This window comes from Dactylosporangium sp. McL0621, from assembly GCF_049995355.1.
In the GTDB taxonomy this organism is placed as follows: Bacteria; Actinomycetota; Actinomycetes; order Mycobacteriales; family Micromonosporaceae; genus Dactylosporangium.
Genome location: NZ_CP188259.1, coordinates 9,163,109 through 9,184,752, shown reverse-complemented (window position 1 = coordinate 9,184,752; position 21,644 = coordinate 9,163,109). Strand labels below are relative to the sequence as shown.

The following is a 21,644-nucleotide window of genomic DNA, read 5'->3' as shown; positions in this document are numbered from 1 at the left end:
AGCAATGGCCACGGGCACCACAGCGGCGTCGGCCAGATCGCCCAATTTCCTTCAGCAGCCCCCAATTTCACCCTCGCACCACCCGTTCGGGTGAGGGTCTTATAGCCGTCTATCCGATCCGCCGGTGAAGTACAGATAGGGGGCCACCTCGGTGACGCCCGGCGCGCTCGTCACGATGCCCCACGACCAGCCGCACTCGAACAGCTGGTTCCGGCTGTCGAGCGGCGCCGCCTGTACGCCGTGGTCCAGCGTTGACCACGCAGCTGAAGTTCTCCATCGCGCCGTGGCCAACCACCAGTACTAGCGCTCGACGATCGCCTAGTACTCCAGCCCCGGTTCGAGACGTAGATGGCTGGCGATGAGCTGGACGGGTGCAGTGCTGATCGGCGCGTCAGCGGGCATGATGACGGCCGCCGCGTGATGATCACTGGTTTGTGAAGACAAATGAAGAACGCGCGACGGCCGCTGGGCACAGCGTAGACGTCGCTGGGTGGATCGAGGAGTTCGACTCGGGGTTCGCGTGTATCGCGGGCCGGTTCGGCCGGGTCGAACCACGCAGACAGGCCCGGACGTTTCTGCTCGGGTTGCTGTCCGATGTGGACTCCCGGGACTGCTGGTCTCTGGCTGAGCAGGCCGGAGACGTTTCACCGCAACGGATGCAGCGGCTGCTGGGTGAGGCAGTGTGGGATGCGGGGAAGGTCCGCGACGACGTGCGCGGGTATGTGGCGGCGACGTTGGGCGACCCGCGCGGCGTCCTGGTCCTGGACGACACCGGTGACCTGAAGAAGGGCGTTCACACGGTCGGGGTCCAGCGGCAGTACACCGGAACCGCCGGGCGGATCGAGAATGCGCAGGTCGCGGTATTCCTGGCCTACGCCACCCTGGCGGGGCGGGCGCTGATCGACCGGGAGCTCTACCTCCCGCGCAGCTGGACCGACGACCCCGCCCGGTGCGCCGCAGCCGGTGTCCCGGACGACGTCGGATTCGCCACCAAGACGGTCCTCGGCCGGCGGATGCTCGCCCGCGCATTCGACGCCGGGATCCCGGCCGCGTGGGTCACCGCGGACGAGGCATACGGCGGTGACCAGGCACTCCGCAAAGATCTGCAGCACCGCGGGATCGGGTACGTCCTGGCAGTGGCCAAGAGCCACCACATCGTGATCGCCACCGCCGGGGACGTCCGCGCCGACACCGTGATCGCGGATCTTCTCCCGTCCAGGGCCTGGCAGCGGCTCTCAGCAGGCGCCGGCGCGAAAGGCGAACGGGACTACGACTGGGCCTGGATCTCCATCATCGCCCCGGCCGCGGAACAGCCCGGGCAGCACGCCCTGCTGGTCCGCCGCCGAATCAGCGACGGGGAGCTGGCCTACTACCGTTGCTTCTCCCCGGAGCCGGTCGCCCTCGCTGCCCTGGTCCGGGTCGCCGGGATCCGGTGGATGGTCGAGGAATGCTTCCAGGCGGGGAAAGGCGAGACCGGCCTGGACCAGCACCAGGTCCGACGCTGGAAGTCCTGGCACCGCTACACGACCCTGGTCATGCTCGCCCACGCGATCCTGACCGCGATCGCCGTCACCGCGCACGCCGTCCACGACTCAGCCGACGACCTGATCCCGTTGACCGTCAACGAGATCCGGCACCTTTTCGCCAAACTTTTCCTCACGCCCGCCCGGACCGCCGCCTACTGGCTGACCTGGTCAGACTGGCGCCGCCGCCACCAAGCCCGCGCCAAACTCAGCCACTACCGACGCCGCCAAACCATCGATGTCCTTGCCTAAATAACGAACCCGGGCTGGAGTACTAGGGGCAGAAGAACTCAGAAACGTGCGGTGCCTGAAGCCGTAGAGGCACGGCCCGTCCGGGCGATGAGCCCGGGGTGCCGGTCGGACATCCCGTTGTGCACGCCGCGGCTCTCGTCGTAGCCGGGATCACCCGGTGTGATGAGCGCACCGCGCAGGGCCGCCCGAAGGGCATCGAGCCGGTCATCCGTGACGGCCGTTTCGCCACCGCCGAGCGTGCGAAGCCGCACTGTCATCGCTGGGACATCACCCGCAATCGAGACCTCAAACGACCGGGCCGGGTGACCGATCCTGGGCAGAATCGAGGACATGAGCAACGACCTGGTGGCGTTCATCGAGGCACGGCTCGCCGAGGACGAGTCGCTCGCCAGCACCATCTCGGGCGGCGGCTACACAGTGCAGGTGTGGCACGTCAAACCGGACCAGCCGGGCGGCTGGCGAGAGATCCGAGCGTTCGACCGCGCCTATGTCACGGACCCCGTACCGGCCTACGAGGGCGGTGAGCTGGTCGCGGTCGTGCCGGGCGCTCGCAACCAGCACCTGCACATCGCCAATCACGATCCGGCCCGGGTGCTGCGCGAGGTGGCGGCCAAGCGGCAGCGCCTGGAGCGGCACCGGCCGGGCTATGTCAGCGGCCGGGCCGAGTACGGCCAGCACCACGAGGTCTACCGGCGCGACGACGGCAAGACGATCGAGGTGCTGGTGCAGGACGAGGAGCCGCGCCCGCCGAACTGGTGCCGCACCTGCGCCGAGCCCGCTCCGTGCCGGGAGCTGCGCAACGACGCCTCTGTCTGGTCCGCCCATCCCGACTACCCCGAATGGGCCATCTGAGCCGGCCCCGTCGCGAGGCGGTGCGATCACCGCTGCGCTACGGCCCTGCCGGGTGCAGTCCACGGGCGCGCGAGCCGCTGGCCGGGGACCCTCGACCCCCGCTCAACGTAGAAGATCACCGTAGAACACTGGCTGAGGATGAAGTTGCGGCGAGTGCAATTCAACTCGGACAACCGGGCGGCGGTGCCTGCGAGCAAGGTGACCGGCAGGATGAGGCAGTCCGAGCGCGCCCGAATCTCCGTACATGCGTGCCCACGTGCAGGTCGTGGGCACGTTGAGCGCGTCTGGAACTCGAAGGCCCAGCGGTACGCCTGGCACGAGGTCTACCCGACGCACTGCAGCAAGGGCCACGAGCTCGGACCCGGCGTCCGGCACCTAACGTGGCGCGGCTGCCTCTGCACACCCGGCCAGCACGGGCACACCGTCGTGATCTGCCTGTTCAAACTCTCCGAAGACCCGCAGACTCGCCAGGCCAAGTACTGCAACGACGTCCAGTACCAGACACCCTGCAAGTTCGCCGCATAGACCGATCCCAGCGGTGCATGGACATACCACGATGACGGGCATGCCCGACGACGAACAGCCGCCCGCCGCTCCACTTCGCGCCGATGTCCGTGCCGATGACGGCGAAGCGTCCGTCGGTGAGCTCGAAGATGTCGGGGCAGTTGAACTCTTCCCGAGAGCTTCGCTGGTTGGGGGTCGTGCCGAGGCGGCCGAGCGTCCGCGGTACCGGCAGCTGACCAGCTGGGAACGAACCGGCGCCGTGGCGGCCGGTCTTGCGGTCGGCGCTGTCGGTTTCGTCGCCATGTTCGTCACCAAAAACGAGGCCGGCGTCGCCGTCGCCATCCTGCTCGCCGGCGTGCTCCTCGTCATCGGCATCCAGGGCACCCAGATCGGCAAGCTCGGCAAAGACGGCGCCGGCTTCATGGCCCGCGAGGAGGACCGGCGGGAGATCGCCCAGGCCGCGAGAGAGGTCGCTGTGGACGACCCGGCCAAGGCGGAGGCCATGCTGGAGGGCTATCAGGTCGCCGACCCGGCCTCGCGTAGCTCACCCGACGTGGCAGATGCGAGCGACTTCGTCCACGAGCGGAGGATCATACGGGCCCTTGAGTTGAACGCCGAAGAACTCGGTGTGACCTCGATAGACCGGGGTCGTCGCAAGAGGGGCAGCGTAGATGCACGGCTGGAATTCGGTGACGCTTTTCCGGTTGGGATTGTCATTGACAGGAGAACAAAATGGGAGAGGCCAACGCCGGAGTCATGGAACTTCGACGTCCTCACCCAACGGGCGGACCTTGCTGAGGTGCGAGCTGTAGTCTCCGTCAGCGATCGAGGAAGCGGACGACGTTGGGCATTCGACCACAAGGGCGTAATTATCCTGGTCGTGACGTGGACCGGAGCGGAGGGCGATACGGCCCTCATCGATGCCATCAAGAGCGCCCGCCGTCGTCTGCGGGACAAGGCCACCACTTCCGAGCCGTGATCGCGTACAGCCTGGATCAGCCTGCTCACCCGTCCCACGCTTCGCGGAATGTCACGGCGTCGGCAATCTCTTCGGCGGTCGGCAGCCGCCACTCGAAGACGATCACGCCGTCGGCGAAGTGGGCGGGGATGTACCGCGGGAGGCCGGGCCACGCGTCGGCGATCGCCCACGTCGAGTTCTCGCCGTCCGGCATGCAGTGGTGCGGGCCGACGAACGTCCTCGGCTGCTCGCCGGGCTGGCCGTCCCTCGGGCCGCCGGTGAACAGGATCTCCCGCATGTTGGGGTCGGCCATCTTCATGGCCTCTCGGTCATCCAGGTCGGATCAATCCGGCGCGGCGCCCGCAGCCGTGGTTTCGGGCCGGTGTTCCGGTTCCGGCGCAGCCACGGCCATGCCCGCGTTGCGCAGCCCTTCACCGATCCGCTCAGCGAGGGTCGCGTGATCCTCAACCACCTGCACCGGCATGCCGACCATTGTGCGCCGCAGCAGATGACAGCCGTCCAACATGGCGTGTAGCGCTCGTGTCACCGTCGTGCGAATAGACCTGACGGTCATGAGAATCGGACTGCTCACGATTGCGAGCGGAATGAGAACTGGACTGCTCACTGCCGCGGTGTTCACCGCCGTGGCGTTGAGCGCATGCAGCTCCGGCGGCAAGTCGCCGAGCCTGCCGAGCCTCGGCGGGGCCGGCCATTCGGCGTCACCGGGCTCCGGTGGCTGCGTGAGCGCCGGTGCCGGGCAGGGCAAGGGCAGCGGCAAGGGGTCCGGCGGTGACCTCGGTTACCAGCCGACCTGTGCCGGGGCGACCAGCGACGCGCGCAAGAACGCGTTGCACGCCGCGGCCGAGTGCATCCGCCAGCACGGCGTCCCGACCTACAAGGACCCGGTGCTGACCGCGGACGGCCACGTGTACACCGACTCACACAGTCTGGACGAAGCCGACGAGAACACCGTCCAGGCGGTGGAGCAGGCGTGCAATGACCTGATCCTCAACGCGCAGCTCGTGCCCGACGGGCAGGCGCCTGCGCCGCCGAAGCTGGTCCAGGCCGGGTGAAGGTGGCGCAGTGCATGCGCGCCAACGGCCTGCCCAACTACCACGATCCGACCGCCAACAGCCGCTTCACGCCCGGCCACGGGTTCGGCCTGCAGCCCGGGGATCTGCCCGGAGACAAGAACGATCCGACGGTGCAGCACGCGGCGCAGGCGTGCCGGTCGATCATCGACGAAGAGGCTCGTGCCTCCAGCCTGGGGAGTCTTGCGGAATGAATCGACGAACGCTCGTGGGGCCGGTCAGCGGCCGGCCTTATCCGCCATAGCCTTGCCAAAGCCCTGGAGGTCATGGGGAGTTGCCCCCTGATCTTGGACACTTGAACCTGGGATCGTGATGTTCCCGGGAGATCAGGAGTCCTGGAACACGATGGTGAACAAGCACTACCCGCCCGAGTTCAAGGCGGATGCGGTGGCGTTGTACCGGTCGAGGCCGGGCGCGACGATCGCGCAGATCGCCGATGACCTGGGCGTCAACCGCGAGACGCTGCGCAGCTGGGTCCGGCTGGACGACCAGCGGCGAGGCGAGGCCGGCCGTCCAGCGGCCACGGCGAAGCTTCAGCCTGCCGGCACGGTCGAGGAGGAGAACGCCGAGCTGCGTCGCCGGGTCCGTGAGTTGGAGGAGGAGCGCGACATCCTGCGCAAGGCCGCCCGGTATTTCGCCGGGGAGACGCGCTGGTGAACCGGTCGGAAGCCGGGCAACTCCCCATGACCTCCAGGGCTTTGGCAAGGCTATGGCGGATAAGTGCCGGCCGCTGACCGGCCCCACGAGCGTTCGTCGATTCGGATCTCGAACGGGCCCTTCGCCTCGGCGACGCAGTCGCCCGGCTCCCGCGTCGACGGGAACCACCGCATCGCCTTGGTGGTCATCGGATTGCCGCACACCGCGCCGCCGGCAGTGAGGTCGAAGCGGCGCTCGTTGACGGCCATCCGGTCGCGGAGGGTCATCGGGGCGCGGCCGCCATCCGTGACGGCGTCGGCCCGAGCTGCAGCTGATAGTGGGAGCCGAGCCCGGGTGAGCCGTATGGCCGGTCGGCGGGCTGATCGAGCCGGAAGAACGCAATCTGGCAGATCGGCATCTCCGGCCATAGCTGGATCGGCTTGCGGGATACGTTGTGGAGCTCCAGCGTGATCTCGCCAAGGAACCCCGGGTCGACGAAACCGGCCTGCTCGACGGTGAGGCCGTGCCGGGCGAGGCTCGACTTGCCCGCGACCCACCCGGCGAGGTCGGCGGGAAGCGTGACGAGTTCCAGCGTCGACGCGAGCCGGAAGTCGCCGGGCTCGATCGTCCACAGGTCGTAGGTCCGCCAGTTGACGCGCCGCCACGCGCGCCGCCGCCACGGCAGGTCGGGCCAGGCGATCTTCCCGAGGAGCAGGTCGACGGTCGCGGGCTGGATCTGCTGGTCGAGCGGGTGCGGCTCGATGAGCGGGTCCTCGGCGGCGAGAAGCTTGCGGATTGAGACGTCGGACAGCATCAGGCACCGCCGAGGAGGTGCCGGTACTGCTCCCAGCCGGCGAAGTTGCCGCGGCGGACGAGCCACGGCTGCAACGGTGTCGCCTGGTGTTCCATCGGCGACCAGTGCGGCGGGTCAGACTCGGCCAGCTTCGCGAACCGGGCGAGGTCGGCGTCGACGTCGGCGCGGCCGTGGGTCAGGTACGACACCTGCGCGCACCGGCCGGCGGACACCTGCCGCTGCTGGGCGGGCGTGAGCTGGACGCGTTCGGCGTCGGTGATGCACGGCAGGTGCCACGCGCCGAAGCCGACGTGCAGCGGGGTGCTCACGTCGTACGCGGCGCGCATCGCGTTCGCCGTCGCTTCCATGTGGTCCTCGGCCAGCGGCGAGCAGCGCTGCCGCCAGAAGCCGTCCCAGCTGGTGCCGGAGATAATCGCTGTGGGCCACGCGAACGGCTCCAGCACCCGGTTCGGCATCGTCTTGTGGAGGCCGATTCGAGGAGCGCCTCGGCATGCCGGACGGCGCTGTCTCGGGCGGCGAGCCAATGCTCAGTTGCCTAGTAGGCCGCCGTGCCGGTGAGGATCTCGCCGCCCTGCATGCCCGCCTGGGCGGCCCGCCAGCGGATCGGCACGAACGGGTCGGTCTTGACCTGCTCGAGCATCTTCCGGACGGGGACGGCGCGGCTGGAGGCGCTGTTGCGGGAGAAGACGCGGTGGGTGTTGACCTCGGCGAGGATGCATCGGGGGAAGGTGACCTCAAGCGTGGTCAGCCGGTCGCCGGCGGGCGAGACGGAGTCGGCGACGACGGTTGCGCGGATCATGCGCTCTGTCGTAGCGCGGGCCTACGACACTGGGCCGGTCACGCGGCGCGGCGATCCGGACGATCCGCTTGAACTTCTGCTGCACGTCGCGGCTGATCCGCTCGGCGAGGTGCTGCACTGCCTCGGGCGTGGGGTTGCCGTTCTCGTCGACGTCGACCTTGGTGACGATCACGTCGAACGGGTGGCCGCTGGTCGGAGGCGGCATCGCCGCGGTCGTGGCCGGCGCGGCGCTGGTCGTCCTCGCCCGCCGCCGGCGGATCATCCTGCGCAGCCGACCGCCGGGACGACTCGCGGCCGGGCGGCGCGTGCGTCAGCCGACCGCTTCGCTGAGCATGATGGTCTGCTTCTTGGCTTCGAACTCCTCCGCGCTCAGGATCCCCGATGCCTTCAGCCCGGCCAGTTGCTGGATCAGGGCGAGCCGGTCCCGGGACGGTTCTTGGCGGTCGTCGGCGAGCGGCCCGGCCTGGTCGCGCTTGAGCTGATCGAACTCGGCCCGAGTGAGCGCCCCGCTGCTGCGTAGCCGGTTCAGCTGCTTCATCCGTGCCCTGCGGTCGCTCACGCCGCTGGTCGGGCCGGCGTCGGCCTTCGGCGATGCCGTTTCCGTTCCCGGTGCCGTTGCCGTTGCCGGCCCGGCGCGCCACGCCCGCCGGAGCCGGAGCAACGTGGGGATCCAGATGGCGATGCCCATTGGAATGAAGATCCCGGCCATGAGGTAGATGGCGAGGTACGAATCCGCGCTAAGTGTGGGATTCGTCCATCCCTTGATCAGCAGGGCAATACCGCCTCCCGTGAATCCGACCGTCCAGACCACCCGTCCGGCGCCCGGCTTGGTGATATTCGCCTTGCTCACGAACGGGCCGATCAGCCACATGAAGAAGCCGACCATCAAGAGGACGCCCCAGACACCGGAGCCTTTCGGGCACTCGCGAGCGATCACGTGCGGGCCGCCCGACCCGCAGGTACCGGTATCGAGCAATTTGCTCACGCCGATTCCCAACAAGGCAACGCCGCTAAGCCCGATCACCAGGCTCAACGTCTCCCGCACAGAAATCTTCATGCCGCCCTCCAGGGCCGGACGAGGACGATCGTCAAGTTGCCGCACAGCGTCGCACCAACGCCGGCACGGTCCTGTCCGGAAACCGACGGCTCGAGCATGCGACTGCCGAGGATCCGTACGCCGCGCTGGTCGACTTCGGAGATTCAGCCCTGGCCTGCCGAGGAGGCATGCGCCACCTCCCGCGCGCCGCGGACGCCGAGCTGGGTCAGGCAGGCCCGGCCGTCCGCGCTGCTGTGGTCGCCGTGGTCGCGGCACACGGAGATGTGCGCGCCCTCGGCGGCAGGCCACGTCCACCCGCCACCGCTGGCGAGGTCAACGAACGCGGTCCGGGGGACCTCCGGATACGAGGCGATCCCGGCCAGGACGACGACGCCGGCGGCGCCCTCGTAGTCGCCGTCGCCGGCGACGTGCCGGTACGAGTCGGAGACCGGCACCTCCACGACCACGAACGCACCGACGAGCTCGTCGAGGTCGGCGTGGGTCCAGTCGCTGGTGGTCTCGGGCGGGTAGTGGTCGCTTATCGGGGATGTCCCTCTCAGTTGCGGACGACGGACAGGTGGCGGCGCTTCGGCGGGTCGACTTCGGGCGCTTCGGGTTTGCCGGCGATCGCGTTGGGGGTGTGGAGCAGGCAGCGGGGGCCGATGATGTACATCCGCACCCCGTCCCAGCTGTCGCAGCGGCGTTGCTCGGCGCCGTCCCAGTGCTGGCACGGGTCCGGCGACGGCCGGATCGCGGTCACGGGCGAGGCGGGCCGGCGCCGCGCATCGCCCACGACAGGCCCTCGCGGAGCGTGGCGGGCGGGTTGATGTGGCAGACGCGGTCGGCGGCGTAAACGAAGGGCCAGAGCGCGACGACGAACAGCATCCGGGCGGCGGTCATCAGGTCACACCGCCTCGGCGAGCCGGGCCGCTTCGACAGCGATGTACTGCTGGAAGTGGCTGTTGAACAGGGCGTGCGGCGACCGGCGGGTGCGGATGAGCGCGATCGCCTCGTCGGGGCCGTACCCGAGACGCATCAGCGTGAACGCGGCGACGAGCGACGACCGGTTGATCCCGGCCTGGCAGTTGTGGGTCGCGACCCCGTTGAGGAGTTACGAGTGGTCCTCGTCGACTTCCATGTTGAACACCGGGCCGCTGTACTGGCGCTGCTCGATGCTGTAGATCGGCAGCAGGTACTGGCCGTCGCGCCAGTAGGTTGTGGGCGCGCGACTCTAGGCCGAGCTCGGCGGTCGCGGCTCGCAGCCGGTTGACGTCGTCCTTCGGTCCCATCGCGAAGTTGATGCCGTTCTCGCGACAAGCGGGTGTGGGCGGGGCTGACCGCCGCACGCGACGAACGCGTCGACGCGTGGGCCCTCACCGCGGCGAAGAGCCTGCTGTGCGATCCGATCCAGCCCACCCGCGGCGACGACGGCCACGGCTTCTACGTCAACGGCCGACACCGCAGCCAGGCCATGCTCGACGCTGGGGTGCGCTGGACCCTGGTCGCCTACTGGGACTGGCCCGCCGAGACCGGGGACGACAGGTGAGCTCGGGCGGCGCCGAGGGCTGCCTCGACACGGACCGGGCGGCGGCGGGTCCGGCAGCTGGTCGCCTGCGTCGGTGAGGTGCGCCTTCGCGACGGCCTGATCATCGACTCGCTGGTCACATTCGACACCGCAGGCTTCCGCCCCGCGTCCTGACCTCGCCGGTGCGCAACGGGCGCCGCGATCCACGGTGGGACCGCGCCGGTCTCCGGACCGGCTATGCCGTCCCGCCGAGATGAATGCCGGATCGCAGGCACTCGGCCGTCAACACGTAGCTCGGCGCGTCCTCACGGCACCAAGCCAGCGCAGGTGCGGCCGGTCTCGGCTGGACTCTCCGACGCCGGCCGACGCGTACGCCTGATGGCGCCTCAGGCCGCCGGGGCGGTCTCGTAGGTCATGAAGGTCTGTGTGTCGGCTGCCTCGCAGCGGACCCGGCCGTCGGAGATGCGCCGCAGCCAGGTGTCGATCGCGCGGTCGAGCCGGTAGGTGTCGATGTTGTGGCGGCAGATGTCGAGGGAGATGACGCCCTGCTGTTCCTCGGCGTGGCGGTACATCGCCTCGATGAGCTTCACGAAGACGCCCTGTTCGTGGCCGGGCACCGCGACGAAGCCGCAGTACCAGATCCGGTTGTCGGCGTACTGAGCCGGCCAGCGGCGGGCGAAGTACTCGGGCGAGATGAGGGGCCAGGCACTGAGCTGGTTCGAGTACGTGGCGAGGCCGAGTAGGACGCCGTCGTCGGAGTACGCGAGCCACTTCTCGATGCGATGGTCGGTCATGACGTCGTTGAACTCGGCGCGGTACATGAGATGCCGCTGGACGGTGAGCGCATTGAGATGACGGAAGGCGGTCTCGTACAGCCGCCACGCCTGTTCTAGCTGCTCTCCGACGAGATCGTTACGAATGTCGATCTTCATCCAGGCCCCCGACTCACGTTCGGTGTGACTGCGTGCACTGAATGTACGAACGGATCGACAAGCTGGACAATCGCCAGAATCTTCACCATAAGGGAGGCCATGATCCCGCGCGCAGGACGTCAAGTCCTGAACTCCGGCTGGCGGCGCCGCCAGCGGTCAGCGGGAGGGCGGCCATCGACGGCCAGTGCACGGCGGCGGCGCCGGATCTGTTGTCGCCCGACGACCAGCAGGGCTCGACGGGTCGGTCGGGGGCTGTGTGGCCGGACCATGAGCCACAGCGTCGGCCCTGCGCCGGTCATGCCGGCGAAGGCCATGATCGCCACCGCGCCCGCGCCGAGCACGCCGGTCAGCGGCGCGGCGAACGCGCCCGCGCCCGCGCCGTGGTGCTCGCAACGTCGTCCGCCTGCCTCGCTCATCCCGCTGACTACCGTAGCGAAGGATGTAGATCTGATCGACGGAGACTCCAGGTTGGCCGTGAGGTTGTGGTTGTCGCGGCGGAGTCGGGCGTTGTCCTGGCGTAAGTGTGTGACCGTGGCGCTGTTGAGTTCGGACGGCCCCGCTGGTGCGGTGCGGCCGAGTGCAACTTCAGCGCAGATGGCCGGGAACCGGCGGCGCACGCTGGTGTTGGGCATGCCGAGGCGTTGTGCCACTGCGAGAACGCTGGGGCGGCGTCCTGTGGCGTCGGCCTCGCGGTGCAATGCTTCGAGGGCGGCGCGGACGTCGGCTTCGGTGACGGGCGGCTGCGTCCTGGTTCCTCGGCGGGTTCGTGGCGGGTCAGGAACGTGGTGATCTTGTCACGCCGGTCGATGAGCCGGTGGATGAGCATTGGCGGCAGGGATGGTCGCTGGTCGAGTTGGACGCTGATCTGGTCGGCTTCGGCGCGCAGTGCGGTGCGGTTGGCCGTGGTGAGGGCGGTGTTGCGGCAGTCGAGCGGCTGACATGCGGCTTGGGCGGGCCGGTTGGTGCCGCTGCTGTCGGGCCGGGGCTGACACATGGCTTTGGCAGGGTCGAATACGCACGTGCTGTAGGTGCCGGGGTAGACGTGTGGGTCGCGGCGTTGCATGAGCCGTTTCAGGCGGGCGGCATCGGTGATGACGATCCCGGTGAAGCCGGCGCTGGCAGCGGAATACGGGGGCGACGGTAAGCCGGTTGGGGCGGTGTGGGCTGCGGCGGTGAAGGTGGTGATGCGGCGGCGGGCTTCGTCGGTGGCGGGGCCGGTCAGGTCGGCGTGGTGGTGGCTGGTGGTCATCGTAAGGAGATGTTCGCCGCGGGCGAGGGCTTGTTCGGCTTCGACTTCGGCGCGGAACCCGGATTCGGAGGTGCCTAATGGCGACGTCGGATATTGGAACTGTCCGAATGGGTGCCGGATCTGCCAGCGATCAGCGGTTGGACTTCGTCAGGATCCGGCAACTGGTCATCGGGCTCGGCGGTGGCCGTGCCGAGCGAGCGCATCGCAGATCCGGACACCTGGGCGGCGCACAGGATCTCCTCTGGTGTGTATTTGTCGGCGACTGCACAGGTGCCACTGCTCATGGTCCGGCGGTACGGTTCGGCCGGCCGGTTGGCAGCAGCCTGGCTGCCGCGTTACGGGCGAGGATGCCGGCCCGGGTCTTCGGGATCAGCATCGCGGCCACGAGACCCGCGCCGCGCCCCCGGGCAGCGGTGCGGCGTCGGTGCTCGGCTTCGTACCGTCGGAATGCGGCGAGGTGGTCACCTTCGGCGAGCGTGGTGGCCAGGGTGCGGGCGCCGGCAATAGCCAGGCTCGAACCGTCGCCGAACAGCGACACCGAGGCCGCCGCGTCGCCCAACAGCACCACCCGGCCGGCCGACCAGGACGGCAGCGTCACTTTGCTGACCGCGTCGAAGTAGAGGTCGTCCACCTGTAGCGCACGTGTGAGCAGTTCGGGCACCTGCCAGCCGTGTTCCCCGGCATACGCCTCTGCGAGGATCCGGCGATGCTGGGCGAGGTCACGGTGGTCGAAATCGGCGACGGCCCGGTACCGGAAGATGAACGCGACGCCTACCTCGCCGCGGACTGGATGCATCGCGACGAGCCGGCCCGGAGTGTTGTGAAGCAGCACGTCATGTGGCTGCTCGGGCGGCTCACCGAGCGGTGTGGTGGCCACATAGATGCCGAGGTGGCGGACGAAGTCGCGGTCGGGACCGAAGGCGAGACGGCGTGTCGTCGAGTGCAGTCCGTCGGCCCCGACTACCAGGTCGAACCGACGGGCCGGGCCGCGTTCGAAGCAGACATCCACCCCGCCTCGGTCCTGGTCGAGGCGGGTGATGGTGTCGTCGTAGATGAAGTCCGCGTCGTCGCGGGCCACCGCACAGAGGATGCGGGCTAGGTCGGCGCGGGGTACCTCGATCTCGCGGGTGCCGGCCGCGCTGCGGCTGGTCGGCATCGAGATCCGACGGCTCAGCCGGCCGGCCGAGTCGACGAAACGGATGCCCGTGGCGTGGGTTGCCGTCGCACGCAGGTCGTCGACCACGCCCATCTGTTCGACCACTGGCAGGGCCAGGCCGCGGACGTCGACCGGGCTGCCGCTGGAGCGCTGGCCGTCCGCGCGCTCGACGACCGTCGGGCGGAACCCCGCACGGGCCAACCAGTACGCGAGGGTCGGGCCGGCTACGCCAGCACCACAGATGAGTACTGTCCGCATGATTGCGAGCGTAGATCCACGACGCCACCGACCGACGCGCCCTGAAACATACCGCCAGACGCCGAGGCCGGAGAGGCTCTCGGCATCACCGTCAACGTCGGCGATCGGAGGCCGTCGCCTGACCGACGCTATTCCTAGCCGGTACGCACGGTTCTCGGCACCCAAATGCGACCGGCGAACGGTGCGCGTGCGGCATCTTCTGCCGCTGTGCTCCGCACCGAGGCGTCGACTGCGGCGAGGCCGTTCATCGAGCCGGCGTGTCCGTCACGGACGTTCACCACCCGCACCATGCCGCCCGGACGGCAGCCCACCTTCGCGACGGCTCGAAATGCCGTGGACGACGCCCGGGCTGGCCGTTGACACCCGGCATCTGGCCTCTCGCAAATCTCGCCGCCAGTACCATTCGCCGGACCTGCCCGCATCGGCCTCGGGAGCAATCGTGTTCATCGTCCGTGTCGGCCACGGTGAGGAAGTGCTGGAAACGATCATGCGGCAGGTCGCGGCGCGGGATGTCACCGACGCGGCGGTCACGCTGATCGGCGCGGTACAGGAGTGCACAGTCGGCTGTCGCCTCCACGAGATGGCTCAGCGACCGGGGGCCGTGCAGCACGAAGTCATGGAGGTCAGCTGGCCAACGGCACCGAAATAGCGCTGGCCTTAGCCGTATTCCAAGGGTTTGGACATCCCGCGTTGCCGGCAGACGTCCGCCGGCTCCTCCGCACACTGCCACCCGGCTGCGTCCTCGACGGGGATCTCGTCATCTGGGACGCCGACCGCGGCCGGACCGGCTTCACCGCCCTGCAGGGCCGGATCACCGCCGGCCGTCGGCTGCCACGTGAGGCCCGGGAGCGGCCCGCGCACTACGTCGCCTTCGACCTGTTGCAGGACCCCAGCGGCGAGCTCATCGCCCTGCCGCTGGTCGAGCGCCCGTACCCGCCTCAAAACCCTCCTCGCCGACAGCCCGCCGCAGCTGCAGCTGTGCCCGCAGACCGCGGATCCGGGCGAGGCTCGCACGTGGATGGCCGACTGGCAGCACGCGGGCGTCGAGGGCGTTGTGGCGAAGGATCCGGCCGGCCGGTACGAGGCTGGCCGGCCAGGCTGGGTGAAGGTGAAAACCCGGTCAACAGTCGAAGCGATCGTCGGCGGCGTCACCGGCAGCCTCGCCCAGCCCGGCGCGCTGCTGCTCGGCCGGTACAACGAACGCGGCCTGTTCCGCTACCTGGGCATGACCCACCCCGTCGGCGCCGCCGGCGTCGACCTCGGGTTCGCGCTCGAGCGGTACACCGCCCAGCAGCGTGGGGGAGCGGTCCCGCATCCATGGCCGATCCCGCTCCCCGCCGCCTGGGCTGGGCAGTTCGACAACCCGCGGCCCGTCGTCTACGTCCCGGTCCGACCCACCGTGGTCGTGGAGGTCGAGGTGGACGTCGCCTACGACGAGCCCGTCGGCAGGTGGCGGCACCGGGCCAGGTTCGTGCGGGCCCGGGCCGACCTCAGCGTGTACGACGTGCGGCGGGCCGCCGGGTTCTGGGAGCTACTCGCAGCCGCGCCCGGATCGGTGAGCCGTGACTGCTCGACGAGGACCAGGTCGCCGACGTCGAGGCCGTGCCGGTGTAGCAGCTCCTGCAGCTGACTGGTGGTGCACCAGTGCTCGGCGCCCCACGGTTCCACAGCGCGATACCAGGCGCGTTCGCCGCTGCCGTGCCGTCGACCCGCAGGTCAAGGCAGGCTGATGAAGATCACGCTAACTACAGGTTTGTCATTCAGCAAGACGGGGCGTACGCCGGTCACATAGCCGACGATTCTGGCGGCGCTGCCGTTGCCGTGTGCCGCGGATTGCGGCGGTGACACTGCCGGCAACTGCGCCAACTCGCCCGTTAGCACCCCGGTCCGCGAAGTGACGTTGACACGCGCGTGTCAACGCGGTCCCAGCGTCCATGACGCCTTGAGGATGCGCAGCGGCTGCTCGTTACCTCGCAGCCCCGGCCCCCAGCATCCCTCGCACCCGGCCTCGCGGTCGCCATCGGGGTACTGGTCGCGGTTCCACCGGCCTATCGACGGCGTTGGTGGAACGATGGAAGGCGTGGGAACTGCGAAAACTGCTATGCCTGCTATCTCGCCGCTTGCTGGCGAGCCGATCAAGCGTGCCGATGCGGAGCGGCTCGCGGGAGTGCTGAAGGCATTCGCCGACCCGGCCCGGCTGCGACTGCTCAGTCTGATCCAGTCCGCGCCGGAGGGCGAGGCGTCCGTGAGTGACCTCACCGCGCCGCTTGGTCTCACCCAGCCGACCGTGAGTCATCACCTTCGGATCCTCACCGAGGCCGGCCTGCTCGAGCGCGAGAAGCGCGGCGTCTGGGCGTACTACCGCCTGGTGCCGTCCGCGATCGCGGCGATCGCCGACCTGTTGACGCCGCCCCGCAAGCGGGCGACGAAGAGGGCCCGCTGAGCGGCACTGCCGAAGGCTGGCGCCGGCGCCGGGGTCCCCAACCCGGTGAGTCGGCAGACCCGCCCAGGGCGGCGCACCTATCCACCGCACTCCGGGCATGTTCAAGAATCCCGCGGTAGCGGACGGGGCGGCGGCGCGGGCCACATTGGCCCGCTCGCGCGCGCCGCTGCCCCAAATCGAAGGCCGTCGGATGGAGCTGCGCAACTCGCCATACCAGTGCCTGGATCTGCTGGCCATCATCGACGACGTGGTCAGCGGCCTCACCACGACCGGGCGCGGGGAGGGCGAGGCATTCGCGTGCCGATCACCGCGGCGGGCGTCACTCCTTAAACGACTGCCCTTGCCGCAGGTCTCCGCCGGGGACCGCCGCCGCGACACTGGCAACGGCCGCCGCGAGACCCGCACCGCCAAGGCCGTCACCCTGCGCACTCCCGGCGGCATCGCCTTCCCTCATGCCCAGCAAGCGGAACCGGCATCGTCGACGTCGGCGGTGTCGATGATGGTGGCGGTCTGGGCGACGACACCGGGGGTAGCCCTGTGCCGGCGGAGGTCGGCCGCCGGGTCGGCATGCTGCAGCGCATCACCGCTTCCGCGGCCTGTTCGCCCGATCGTGACCGTCGGCAGCGCACCCGGTGGTCCAGGAGTCGTATTGCGCCATCCGGCGGAAGATGATCCGCGGGCCGGCTTGGACAGCCAAAGGCGCACGGTGCCGTCCTCACCGGCGGCGGCCAGCGTCGCGTCGGCGCCGAACGCCACCGTGTGCACCGCGGTGTCGTCGGCGTCGAGGGTGTGCGGGTGGGCGAGGGGCGCCAATTTGGTGACACGTTTGGTCATGCGCGGCGACGCGGTGGATGAAACATGGAGTGAACGCACGTCGGCAGCGAGCCCCGGTCGGCCTGACGCCACCGCGCACCCCGCGGTAGGCGCATACGACAGTGCATCCCCGACGCGGGCGGCATTTGTGGGGCGTATGTCCTGGCGGGTGGGCAGCCCGACCGCCGGGCGTAGGGCTAGATGCGCGGACCGTCACCGCCGAGCGGGCCTGCCGCGGCTCGACTTGACGGACCGGACCACGCGAGTAAGCGTGGAGGCAGGACGGCCGACCAACTGCATCGTGTCGGAAAGGAATCGGCCGCAGCGGGAACGTCCAGCCGCAACGTGGGCGTCGACGCGCGTCTGACGGCTGTAACTACGCCGACCGGGCGTCAGGCACGTCCGCGCACCGCGCGAGGCGCCCCACCCTGCACCGCAACGTTTCAGGAGGTTAACCATGGTCATTTTGACCGAACGTGCCGCAGCCGCCATCCACGACCTCACCGAGCAGCCGGACGCTCCCGACGGCGCCGGCTTGCGTATCGCCACGGACGTCACCCGCGGCTCGTTGAACCTGAGCCTGGCGGCGACACCGTCGGCCGGCGACGCCGTCGTTGAGGCGGCCGGCGCTCGGTTGTTCCTGGACCCGGACGCGGCGTTGGTACTCAACGACAAGGCGCTCGACGTCGGGACAGGCGCCGACGGTCAGATGACGTTCACGGTCGCCGAGCAGTCCGGCTAGCGCTACGTCAACCGGACCGTGGCTGATGCCACGGTCCGGTTGATACCGACCCGCGCCCGATTGATACCGGCCGGCCGCACGACGGTCTCGGGCGCAGCCGTCGAAGGGCGGATCTTGGATTTGCGTAGGGCTACGGCACCCCGCACAGGCCATGTCGTTCGTGATGGGCCACCGTCCGCCGGCGGGTCACGCCGCGACCCCTCGATCGTCTTCCGCCGGTCGGCCTGCGACGCCATCTCCTCCGCGACCACCGCCCGCACAGCCGGGTCCTTCAGGTCATGCCCCAGGCGGGCCATCGCCCGCTCAACCCCGGCCGCCATCAACGCAACCACCTGCTCTGGCGCCCGCACCTCCGCTCCGCCGGGCCGGCGGCGACCCATCTTCGCCGCGAACGTCGCGCACCGATCCCGCTCCGTGATTGACGCGGCGACTTCTCCCGGCCGGTGCTCGAGCGGCCACAGCCCGGCGCGGTGCAGTGGGTAATGTTGCCGCGCCATTCCACCGTCACGACCGGCATATCGCTCGCATTGTTGCGCCGCCGATGCTCGACCAACGGGCACACCCAGAAGCGTAACCGGGCGTTGCCGAGCGCCTCAGCCAGCTCTTCGAGGCTCATGCTCCACCGCCGAGGTCTAGCTGCCCGGCGTCCTCGGCCAGCCGCCGGCGCCGCTCCGCCATCCGCGGCCGGATCAGCTCGGTCGCCGACATCCAGCTACGGCTTGCCGGCCTGGCATGGTCGTATCGCCAGTCAACACGTAGCCGAGGTGAGCGTCATCGGGACCCTGTGGGGCGCGGTGGTCGCCGCATATCCGCCGTCACGGCTTTGTAAGGCAGCTACGCGCCCCTCCTGCTACAGAGAGTGCAACGCTTCTACAGGAGACATACCGCTCGCCCCGCGAACTCGACAGAGTTACGGGTGGGGTGCGGCAGGCGCGGGCAGATACAGAGTTAGCTGCTCAGAGTCGCTACGGTCGCAGAATATGGAGATCCTCACGTGGTGATCGCTACAGACGCTTCCCGGTCGACCTATCCGGGTCTTTCCGACAAACATCAGCAAGATAGGCATCCAGCGGAATTACGGCCTGTAGTCGACTTGGTGGGGCGTACGAACGAGATGGAGCTCATCGAGGCGTTGCTTACGGGGCGCAGCCGCCTCGGGCGTAGCCTGCTGCTCCGCGGCGACCCGGGAGTTGGCAAGACCGCGCTGCTGGACGCCGCAACGGCGCAGGCCGAGGCGGCCGGCATGCGGGTGCTGCGCGCCTCCGGTGTGGAGCCCGAGGCCGAGATCAGCTTCTCGGCACTGCACCAGCTGCTCTACCCGCTGCGCGTGCGGGCCGGTCGGCTCACCACCGGCCATCGTGCGGCCCTCGACCAGATCTTCGGCCTGGCGTCGGCAGCGTTGCTGGATCCATTGGCCATCTCGACGGCGGTGTTGGCCCTGTTGGGCGAGGTCGCCGCCGAACGTCCACTGCTAGTGATCGTCGACGACATGCCGTGGCTCGACCGCGCTAGCGCGGCGGTGCTTGGGTTCGTCGCCCGCCGCATCGGCGACGACCCGATCGTGTTCCTGGCCGCCGCACGCACCGGCGTGGACAGCGTCTTCGAGCAGGTCAGGCTGCCCGAACGGAAGTTTGGGCCGCTCAGCGAGCAGCTGGCGGCCACCCTGCTGGACATCCTGCACCCGAACCTGGCACCACCTGTGCGGCGGCGGCTGCTGGCCGAGGCCTCCGGAAACCCGCTCGCGCTGCGGGACCTGCCCTCGTCGCTGACCGAGCGGCAGCAATGCGGCATGGATCCGCTGCCGGCGTTCCTGCCGCTTTCCGGGCGGCTGGAGGCGACTTTCGCCGCCGGGGTCCGGTCGTTGCCCGCACCGACCCGGCAGATGCTATTGCTGGCCGCGCTGGACTCCGACGCCTGCCTAGCCACCATCCGGTCGGCCGCCGAGACGGCCACACAGCGCCGCGCGGACATCGACGACCTCGCCCCGGCGCAGCAGGCGAACCTGGTCCGCGTCGATGCGGTCGCCGGGCACGTGCCGTTTCGCCATCCGCTCATCCGTTCGGCGATCGTGCAGGCAGCATCGCCGGACGAGCGCCGGTCGGCGCACCAGGCCCTCGCCGCCGCCCTGGCCGGTGACCCGGAGCCCAGGGCGTGGCATCTGGCCGAAGCCGCGACCGGACCGGACGAGGCGGTAGCCCGGGCGCTGGACGAGGCGGCCCTGTCCGCTTGGCGGCGCGGCGGCCCGCCGGCCGCCGCGGCCCGGGCGTTGGACGAGGCGCCCGCCTGTAACCGGCGGCGTGGCGGCGCATCCGCCGCGGTGACCGCCCTGGTACGCGCCGGCCAACTCAGCCCGCACCCAACCGACCGGTCCCGCCGGCTCGTCGAGGCCGCCTACCTTGCCACCACCGCCGGCCAACTCGACCAGGTACCCCGGCTGTTGGCCGACGCCGGACAGGCATCGGACACGCCGACCGGGCTGGTCTTCGGCGCCACGGCCTACCTCCTCACGCATGGTGAGGGCGATATCGATGCCGCCCACCGGCTGCTGGCCAGGGCGCTCGACGACGTCGCCGCCACCGCCAAGACCACCAACAACTGGGACTACCACGGGATCCTGTACGCGCTGCTGGTTGTCGGCATCTATTCCGGCCGACCAGAGCCGTGGGAGCTTCTCAAGTCCGCGCTGGTCCGGTTCGACCAGGAGGCTGTGACCCCATTTCTGCTGTGCTATGACGCGTACGTCGACCCCACCCACACCTCCGACACGGTACGGGAAGGCCTCGCCCACGCCTTCGCGGCACTGCCCGCCGACGCGGCACCCTGGCAACTGCTGCCCCTGGCCTGGGCGGCCGTCGCGGTGGACGCGCTGTCCGACTACCGGTACCTGGTCCAGCGGGCGATCGAACGGGCACGCGACGGCGGTGCGATCGGCATGGTCATTGCCGGGTTGCTGATGCTTTGCATCGACTCCTGTCGACGCGGGCAGTGGGACGAGGCAGAGAACATGGCACGCGAGGGGCTGGACCTGACAGCGGTCTACGGCTACCAGCTTCTTGAGGGGCAGCTTCGGTGCTATCTGGCATACATCGCGGCCGCCCGCGGCAAGGTGGACGTCGCCCAGGCCCTGACCAACGAGATCACGACCTGGGCGGCGCCCCGCGGCATCGGGGTTACACAGGCGTACGCCCGGTCGGCTCGCACCACCATCGCCCTGGCCCGGGGCGACTACGAGGATGCCTACGTCCAGGCGGCACAACTCAACCCGCCAGGCGCCCCCAGCCTCGGCGTCCCGGGCCGGTGGTTGGTCCTCGACCTGGTCGAGGCGGCCGTCCGCACCGGACGCACCGACCAGGCCCGCGCCCACCTCGCCGCCGCCCAACAGGCCGGCATCCACCGCATCTCCACCCGCACGGCCTTCATCGTTGCCGGCGCCAGCGCCTTGGTCGCCGCCGACGACCAGGCCGGCCCACTGTTCGAGGCCGCGCTGTCGCTGCCCGAAGCCGCCCGGTGGCCGTGGGAACAGGCGCGCATCCAGCTCGCCTACGGACAATGGCTGCGCCGCGTCCGCGATACCACCCGGGCCCGTCTGTATCTACGCGCCGCCATCGAAACGTTCGAACGGCTCGGCGCCGAAACGATGGCGCAGCGGGCCCACAACGAGCTACGCGCTACCGGGATCGCCGCCACCACCCGGCCGGACCCACCGACCGTCGCGCTGACAACGCAGGAACGGCAGATCGCCGAGCTGGCGGCCACCGGCCTGACCAACAAGCAGATCGCCCAACAACTGTTTCTTTCCCACCGCACGATCGGCGCGCACCTGCACCGGCTGTACCCCAAGCTTGGCATCACCTCACGCGCGGCCCTCCGCGACGCGCTGGAGACGATCCCACCCGACGACAACGACGAGCACGCCTCACGGCCACCCTTCCGATCCGAAGATCAACGCGGCCCGCGATCACGTTTGGCAACGCACGGCTGAATCGCCATAGCTTCGTGCTCAACGTACTGAACATCGGCACTCTCGTGCCCTCGCCGATACGGACAGCACCCGCCCGGGA

32 protein-coding genes are annotated in these 21,644 nt (G+C 69.6%); 14 read left to right on the top strand and 18 right to left on the bottom strand.

The window, feature by feature from the left end; translation table 11 throughout:
* The first annotated feature begins 494 nt into the window (after positions 1-494).
* Complete coding sequence (locus ACPPVO_RS43645) at positions 495-1,775, top strand: IS701 family transposase (RefSeq protein WP_426514763.1); 1,281 nt, start codon at positions 495-497, stop codon at positions 1,773-1,775.
* A gap of 38 nt (positions 1,776-1,813) precedes the next feature.
* Here ACPPVO_RS43645 and ACPPVO_RS43640 read toward each other — a convergent pair whose 3' ends face one another.
* Positions 1,814-2,107, bottom strand: a complete 294-nt coding sequence (locus ACPPVO_RS43640; RefSeq protein ID WP_426504425.1) for a hypothetical protein — start codon at positions 2,105-2,107, stop codon at positions 1,814-1,816.
* Between ACPPVO_RS43640 and ACPPVO_RS43635 the strand changes: the two genes are divergently transcribed.
* The 3 genes from ACPPVO_RS43635 to ACPPVO_RS43625 all read left to right on the top strand — a co-directional run bounded on the left by ACPPVO_RS43635 (position 2,106) and on the right by ACPPVO_RS43625 (position 4,110).
* Positions 2,106-2,627 (top strand): DUF6221 family protein, encoded by a 522-nt coding sequence (locus tag ACPPVO_RS43635; protein ID WP_426504424.1) that lies wholly within the window; start codon positions 2,106-2,108, stop codon positions 2,625-2,627. The two genes, ACPPVO_RS43640 and ACPPVO_RS43635, sit on opposite strands and share 2 nt — an antisense overlap.
* A gap of 210 nt (positions 2,628-2,837) precedes the next feature.
* A complete protein-coding gene (locus ACPPVO_RS43630) occupies positions 2,838-3,152 on the top strand; it encodes a hypothetical protein (protein ID WP_426504423.1) in 315 nt (104 codons plus the stop codon).
* A 40-nt stretch (positions 3,153-3,192) separates the two neighbouring features.
* Entirely contained in the window at positions 3,193-4,110 is a 918-nt protein-coding gene (locus ACPPVO_RS43625) for a hypothetical protein (protein ID WP_426504422.1), read from the top strand.
* 25 nt (positions 4,111-4,135) lie between these two features.
* Here the strand turns inward: ACPPVO_RS43625 and ACPPVO_RS43620 are convergent, their stop codons facing one another.
* Both ACPPVO_RS43620 and ACPPVO_RS43615 read right to left on the bottom strand, forming a co-directional pair.
* Positions 4,136-4,408: a hypothetical protein gene (locus ACPPVO_RS43620; protein WP_426504421.1), complete on the bottom strand. Its 273-nt coding sequence runs from the start codon at positions 4,406-4,408 to the stop codon at positions 4,136-4,138.
* Positions 4,409-4,432: 24 nt separating this feature from the next.
* A complete protein-coding gene (locus tag ACPPVO_RS43615; protein ID WP_426504420.1) occupies positions 4,433-4,573 on the bottom strand; it encodes a hypothetical protein in 141 nt (46 codons plus the stop codon).
* 121 nt (positions 4,574-4,694) lie between these two features.
* On the opposite strand from ACPPVO_RS43615, the gene ACPPVO_RS43610 reads away from it, so the two are divergent.
* The 3 genes from ACPPVO_RS43610 to ACPPVO_RS43600 all read left to right on the top strand — a co-directional run bounded on the left by ACPPVO_RS43610 (position 4,695) and on the right by ACPPVO_RS43600 (position 5,837).
* On the top strand, positions 4,695-5,162 hold the full coding sequence (locus ACPPVO_RS43610) for a hypothetical protein (RefSeq protein ID WP_426504419.1): 468 nt from the start codon (positions 4,695-4,697) through the stop codon (positions 5,160-5,162).
* Positions 5,163-5,176: 14 nt separating this feature from the next.
* Positions 5,177-5,374 (top strand): hypothetical protein, encoded by a 198-nt coding sequence (locus tag ACPPVO_RS43605; RefSeq protein ID WP_426504418.1) that lies wholly within the window; start codon positions 5,177-5,179, stop codon positions 5,372-5,374.
* 118 nt (positions 5,375-5,492) lie between these two features.
* On the top strand, positions 5,493-5,837 hold the full coding sequence (locus ACPPVO_RS43600; RefSeq protein ID WP_426514807.1) for a transposase: 345 nt from the start codon (positions 5,493-5,495) through the stop codon (positions 5,835-5,837).
* A 50-nt stretch (positions 5,838-5,887) separates the two neighbouring features.
* On the opposite strand, the gene ACPPVO_RS43595 is transcribed toward ACPPVO_RS43600, so the two are convergent.
* From ACPPVO_RS43595 to ACPPVO_RS43550, 10 genes are all read right to left on the bottom strand, one after another.
* The gene (locus ACPPVO_RS43595; protein WP_426504417.1) at positions 5,888-6,085 is read right to left on the bottom strand and encodes a hypothetical protein; all 198 of its coding nucleotides are present in this window, start codon (positions 6,083-6,085) and stop codon (positions 5,888-5,890) included.
* Between the two features lie 14 nt (positions 6,086-6,099).
* On the bottom strand, positions 6,100-6,630 hold the full coding sequence (dcd, locus tag ACPPVO_RS43590; protein WP_426504416.1) for a dCTP deaminase: 531 nt from the start codon (positions 6,628-6,630) through the stop codon (positions 6,100-6,102).
* Positions 6,630-7,073, bottom strand: a complete 444-nt coding sequence (locus ACPPVO_RS43585) for a hypothetical protein (RefSeq protein ID WP_426504415.1) — start codon at positions 7,071-7,073, stop codon at positions 6,630-6,632. Before ACPPVO_RS43585 ends, dcd begins: the two co-directional genes overlap by 1 nt.
* Positions 7,074-7,165: 92 nt before the next feature.
* Positions 7,166-7,429 carry a hypothetical protein gene (locus ACPPVO_RS43580; RefSeq protein WP_426504414.1) on the bottom strand — a complete coding sequence of 88 codons (264 nt, stop codon included), beginning with the start codon at positions 7,427-7,429 and terminating at the stop codon, positions 7,166-7,168.
* Positions 7,365-7,691, bottom strand: a complete 327-nt coding sequence (locus ACPPVO_RS43575) for a hypothetical protein (protein WP_426504413.1) — start codon at positions 7,689-7,691, stop codon at positions 7,365-7,367. Before ACPPVO_RS43575 ends, ACPPVO_RS43580 begins: the two co-directional genes overlap by 65 nt.
* 48 nt (positions 7,692-7,739) lie before the next feature.
* Positions 7,740-8,486, bottom strand: a complete 747-nt coding sequence (locus ACPPVO_RS43570) for an SHOCT domain-containing protein (RefSeq protein ID WP_426504412.1) — start codon at positions 8,484-8,486, stop codon at positions 7,740-7,742.
* Positions 8,487-8,629: 143 nt separating this feature from the next.
* A complete protein-coding gene (locus ACPPVO_RS43565) occupies positions 8,630-8,932 on the bottom strand; it encodes a hypothetical protein (protein ID WP_426504411.1) in 303 nt (100 codons plus the stop codon).
* Between the two features lie 89 nt (positions 8,933-9,021).
* Positions 9,022-9,225 carry a hypothetical protein gene (locus ACPPVO_RS43560; RefSeq protein WP_426504410.1) on the bottom strand — a complete coding sequence of 68 codons (204 nt, stop codon included), beginning with the start codon at positions 9,223-9,225 and terminating at the stop codon, positions 9,022-9,024.
* On the bottom strand, positions 9,222-9,365 hold the full coding sequence (locus ACPPVO_RS43555; protein WP_426504409.1) for a hypothetical protein: 144 nt from the start codon (positions 9,363-9,365) through the stop codon (positions 9,222-9,224). Before ACPPVO_RS43555 ends, ACPPVO_RS43560 begins: the two co-directional genes overlap by 4 nt.
* A 4-nt stretch (positions 9,366-9,369) precedes the next feature.
* Positions 9,370-9,501 carry a hypothetical protein gene (locus ACPPVO_RS43550; RefSeq protein WP_426504408.1) on the bottom strand — a complete coding sequence of 44 codons (132 nt, stop codon included), beginning with the start codon at positions 9,499-9,501 and terminating at the stop codon, positions 9,370-9,372.
* A gap of 285 nt (positions 9,502-9,786) precedes the next feature.
* Here ACPPVO_RS43550 and ACPPVO_RS43545 point away from each other — a divergent pair, with 285 nt between their 5' ends.
* Entirely contained in the window at positions 9,787-10,011 is a 225-nt protein-coding gene (locus ACPPVO_RS43545; protein ID WP_426504407.1) for a hypothetical protein, read from the top strand.
* 365 nt (positions 10,012-10,376) lie between these two features.
* On the opposite strand, the gene ACPPVO_RS43540 is transcribed toward ACPPVO_RS43545, so the two are convergent.
* Entirely contained in the window at positions 10,377-10,922 is a 546-nt protein-coding gene (locus tag ACPPVO_RS43540; RefSeq protein ID WP_426504406.1) for a hypothetical protein, read from the bottom strand.
* A 119-nt stretch (positions 10,923-11,041) separates the two neighbouring features.
* A complete protein-coding gene (locus ACPPVO_RS43535; protein WP_426504405.1) occupies positions 11,042-11,572 on the bottom strand; it encodes a hypothetical protein in 531 nt (176 codons plus the stop codon).
* 116 nt (positions 11,573-11,688) lie between these two features.
* Between ACPPVO_RS43535 and ACPPVO_RS43530 the strand changes: the two genes are divergently transcribed.
* Positions 11,689-12,066 carry a hypothetical protein gene (locus ACPPVO_RS43530; protein WP_426504404.1) on the top strand — a complete coding sequence of 126 codons (378 nt, stop codon included), beginning with the start codon at positions 11,689-11,691 and terminating at the stop codon, positions 12,064-12,066.
* Between the two features lie 179 nt (positions 12,067-12,245).
* On the opposite strand, the gene ACPPVO_RS43525 is transcribed toward ACPPVO_RS43530, so the two are convergent.
* Together ACPPVO_RS43525 and ACPPVO_RS43520 are read right to left on the bottom strand one after the other, a co-directional pair.
* The gene (locus ACPPVO_RS43525; RefSeq protein ID WP_426504403.1) at positions 12,246-12,455 is read right to left on the bottom strand and encodes a hypothetical protein; all 210 of its coding nucleotides are present in this window, start codon (positions 12,453-12,455) and stop codon (positions 12,246-12,248) included.
* Positions 12,452-13,528: an FAD-dependent monooxygenase gene (locus ACPPVO_RS43520; protein WP_426504402.1), complete on the bottom strand. Its 1,077-nt coding sequence runs from the start codon at positions 13,526-13,528 to the stop codon at positions 12,452-12,454. Before ACPPVO_RS43520 ends, ACPPVO_RS43525 begins: the two co-directional genes overlap by 4 nt.
* Before the next feature lie 496 nt (positions 13,529-14,024).
* On the opposite strand from ACPPVO_RS43520, the gene ACPPVO_RS43515 reads away from it, so the two are divergent.
* From ACPPVO_RS43515 to ACPPVO_RS43505, 3 genes are all read left to right on the top strand, one after another.
* Positions 14,025-14,234 (top strand): PCC domain-containing protein, encoded by a 210-nt coding sequence (locus ACPPVO_RS43515; protein ID WP_426504401.1) that lies wholly within the window; start codon positions 14,025-14,027, stop codon positions 14,232-14,234.
* Positions 14,235-14,603: 369 nt separating this feature from the next.
* A complete protein-coding gene (locus ACPPVO_RS43510) occupies positions 14,604-15,215 on the top strand; it encodes a hypothetical protein (protein WP_426504400.1) in 612 nt (203 codons plus the stop codon).
* 441 nt (positions 15,216-15,656) lie between these two features.
* A complete protein-coding gene (locus tag ACPPVO_RS43505; RefSeq protein ID WP_426504399.1) occupies positions 15,657-16,028 on the top strand; it encodes an ArsR/SmtB family transcription factor in 372 nt (123 codons plus the stop codon).
* Positions 16,029-16,478: 450 nt separating this feature from the next.
* Here ACPPVO_RS43505 and ACPPVO_RS43500 read toward each other — a convergent pair whose 3' ends face one another.
* Positions 16,479-16,934, bottom strand: a complete 456-nt coding sequence (locus ACPPVO_RS43500) for a WD40 repeat domain-containing protein (protein WP_426504398.1) — start codon at positions 16,932-16,934, stop codon at positions 16,479-16,481.
* A gap of 364 nt (positions 16,935-17,298) precedes the next feature.
* Here ACPPVO_RS43500 and ACPPVO_RS43495 point away from each other — a divergent pair, with 364 nt between their 5' ends.
* Together ACPPVO_RS43495 and ACPPVO_RS43490 are read left to right on the top strand one after the other, a co-directional pair.
* Positions 17,299-17,583: a HesB/IscA family protein gene (locus ACPPVO_RS43495; protein WP_426504397.1), complete on the top strand. Its 285-nt coding sequence runs from the start codon at positions 17,299-17,301 to the stop codon at positions 17,581-17,583.
* A gap of 1,114 nt (positions 17,584-18,697) precedes the next feature.
* A complete protein-coding gene (locus ACPPVO_RS43490; RefSeq protein ID WP_426504396.1) occupies positions 18,698-21,565 on the top strand; it encodes a LuxR C-terminal-related transcriptional regulator in 2,868 nt (955 codons plus the stop codon).
* Positions 21,566-21,644: the final 79 nt, after the last annotated feature.

Coding starts and splice junctions, on each gene's coding strand:
- ACPPVO_RS43525 (WP_426504403.1), bottom strand. CDS start 12,455: ATGAGCAGTGGCACCTGTGCAGTCGCCGACAAATACACACCAGAGGAG.
- ACPPVO_RS43630 (WP_426504423.1), top strand. CDS start 2,838: ATGAGGCAGTCCGAGCGCGCCCGAATCTCCGTACATGCGTGCCCACGT.
- ACPPVO_RS43635 (WP_426504424.1), top strand. CDS start 2,106: ATGAGCAACGACCTGGTGGCGTTCATCGAGGCACGGCTCGCCGAGGAC.
- ACPPVO_RS43605 (WP_426504418.1), top strand. CDS start 5,177: ATGCGCGCCAACGGCCTGCCCAACTACCACGATCCGACCGCCAACAGC.
- ACPPVO_RS43510 (WP_426504400.1), top strand. CDS start 14,604: ATGGCCGACTGGCAGCACGCGGGCGTCGAGGGCGTTGTGGCGAAGGAT.
- ACPPVO_RS43490 (WP_426504396.1), top strand. CDS start 18,698: ATGGAGCTCATCGAGGCGTTGCTTACGGGGCGCAGCCGCCTCGGGCGT.
- dcd (WP_426504416.1), bottom strand. CDS start 6,630: ATGCTGTCCGACGTCTCAATCCGCAAGCTTCTCGCCGCCGAGGACCCG.
- ACPPVO_RS43580 (WP_426504414.1), bottom strand. CDS start 7,429: ATGATCCGCGCAACCGTCGTCGCCGACTCCGTCTCGCCCGCCGGCGAC.
- ACPPVO_RS43570 (WP_426504412.1), bottom strand. CDS start 8,486: ATGAAGATTTCTGTGCGGGAGACGTTGAGCCTGGTGATCGGGCTTAGC.
- ACPPVO_RS43620 (WP_426504421.1), bottom strand. CDS start 4,408: ATGAAGATGGCCGACCCCAACATGCGGGAGATCCTGTTCACCGGCGGC.
- ACPPVO_RS43625 (WP_426504422.1), top strand. CDS start 3,193: ATGCCCGACGACGAACAGCCGCCCGCCGCTCCACTTCGCGCCGATGTC.
- ACPPVO_RS43540 (WP_426504406.1), bottom strand. CDS start 10,922: ATGAAGATCGACATTCGTAACGATCTCGTCGGAGAGCAGCTAGAACAG.
- ACPPVO_RS43505 (WP_426504399.1), top strand. CDS start 15,657: ATGGAAGGCGTGGGAACTGCGAAAACTGCTATGCCTGCTATCTCGCCG.
- ACPPVO_RS43575 (WP_426504413.1), bottom strand. CDS start 7,691: ATGATCCGCCGGCGGCGGGCGAGGACGACCAGCGCCGCGCCGGCCACG.
- ACPPVO_RS43495 (WP_426504397.1), top strand. CDS start 17,299: ATGGTCATTTTGACCGAACGTGCCGCAGCCGCCATCCACGACCTCACC.
- ACPPVO_RS43555 (WP_426504409.1), bottom strand. CDS start 9,365: ATGACCGCCGCCCGGATGCTGTTCGTCGTCGCGCTCTGGCCCTTCGTT.
- ACPPVO_RS43615 (WP_426504420.1), bottom strand. CDS start 4,573: ATGCCGGTGCAGGTGGTTGAGGATCACGCGACCCTCGCTGAGCGGATC.
- ACPPVO_RS43595 (WP_426504417.1), bottom strand. CDS start 6,085: ATGGCCGTCAACGAGCGCCGCTTCGACCTCACTGCCGGCGGCGCGGTG.
- ACPPVO_RS43550 (WP_426504408.1), bottom strand. CDS start 9,501: ATGCGTCTCGGGTACGGCCCCGACGAGGCGATCGCGCTCATCCGCACC.
- ACPPVO_RS43600 (WP_426514807.1), top strand. CDS start 5,493: ATGTTCCCGGGAGATCAGGAGTCCTGGAACACGATGGTGAACAAGCAC.
- ACPPVO_RS43640 (WP_426504425.1), bottom strand. CDS start 2,107: ATGTCCTCGATTCTGCCCAGGATCGGTCACCCGGCCCGGTCGTTTGAG.
- ACPPVO_RS43610 (WP_426504419.1), top strand. CDS start 4,695: ATGAGAACTGGACTGCTCACTGCCGCGGTGTTCACCGCCGTGGCGTTG.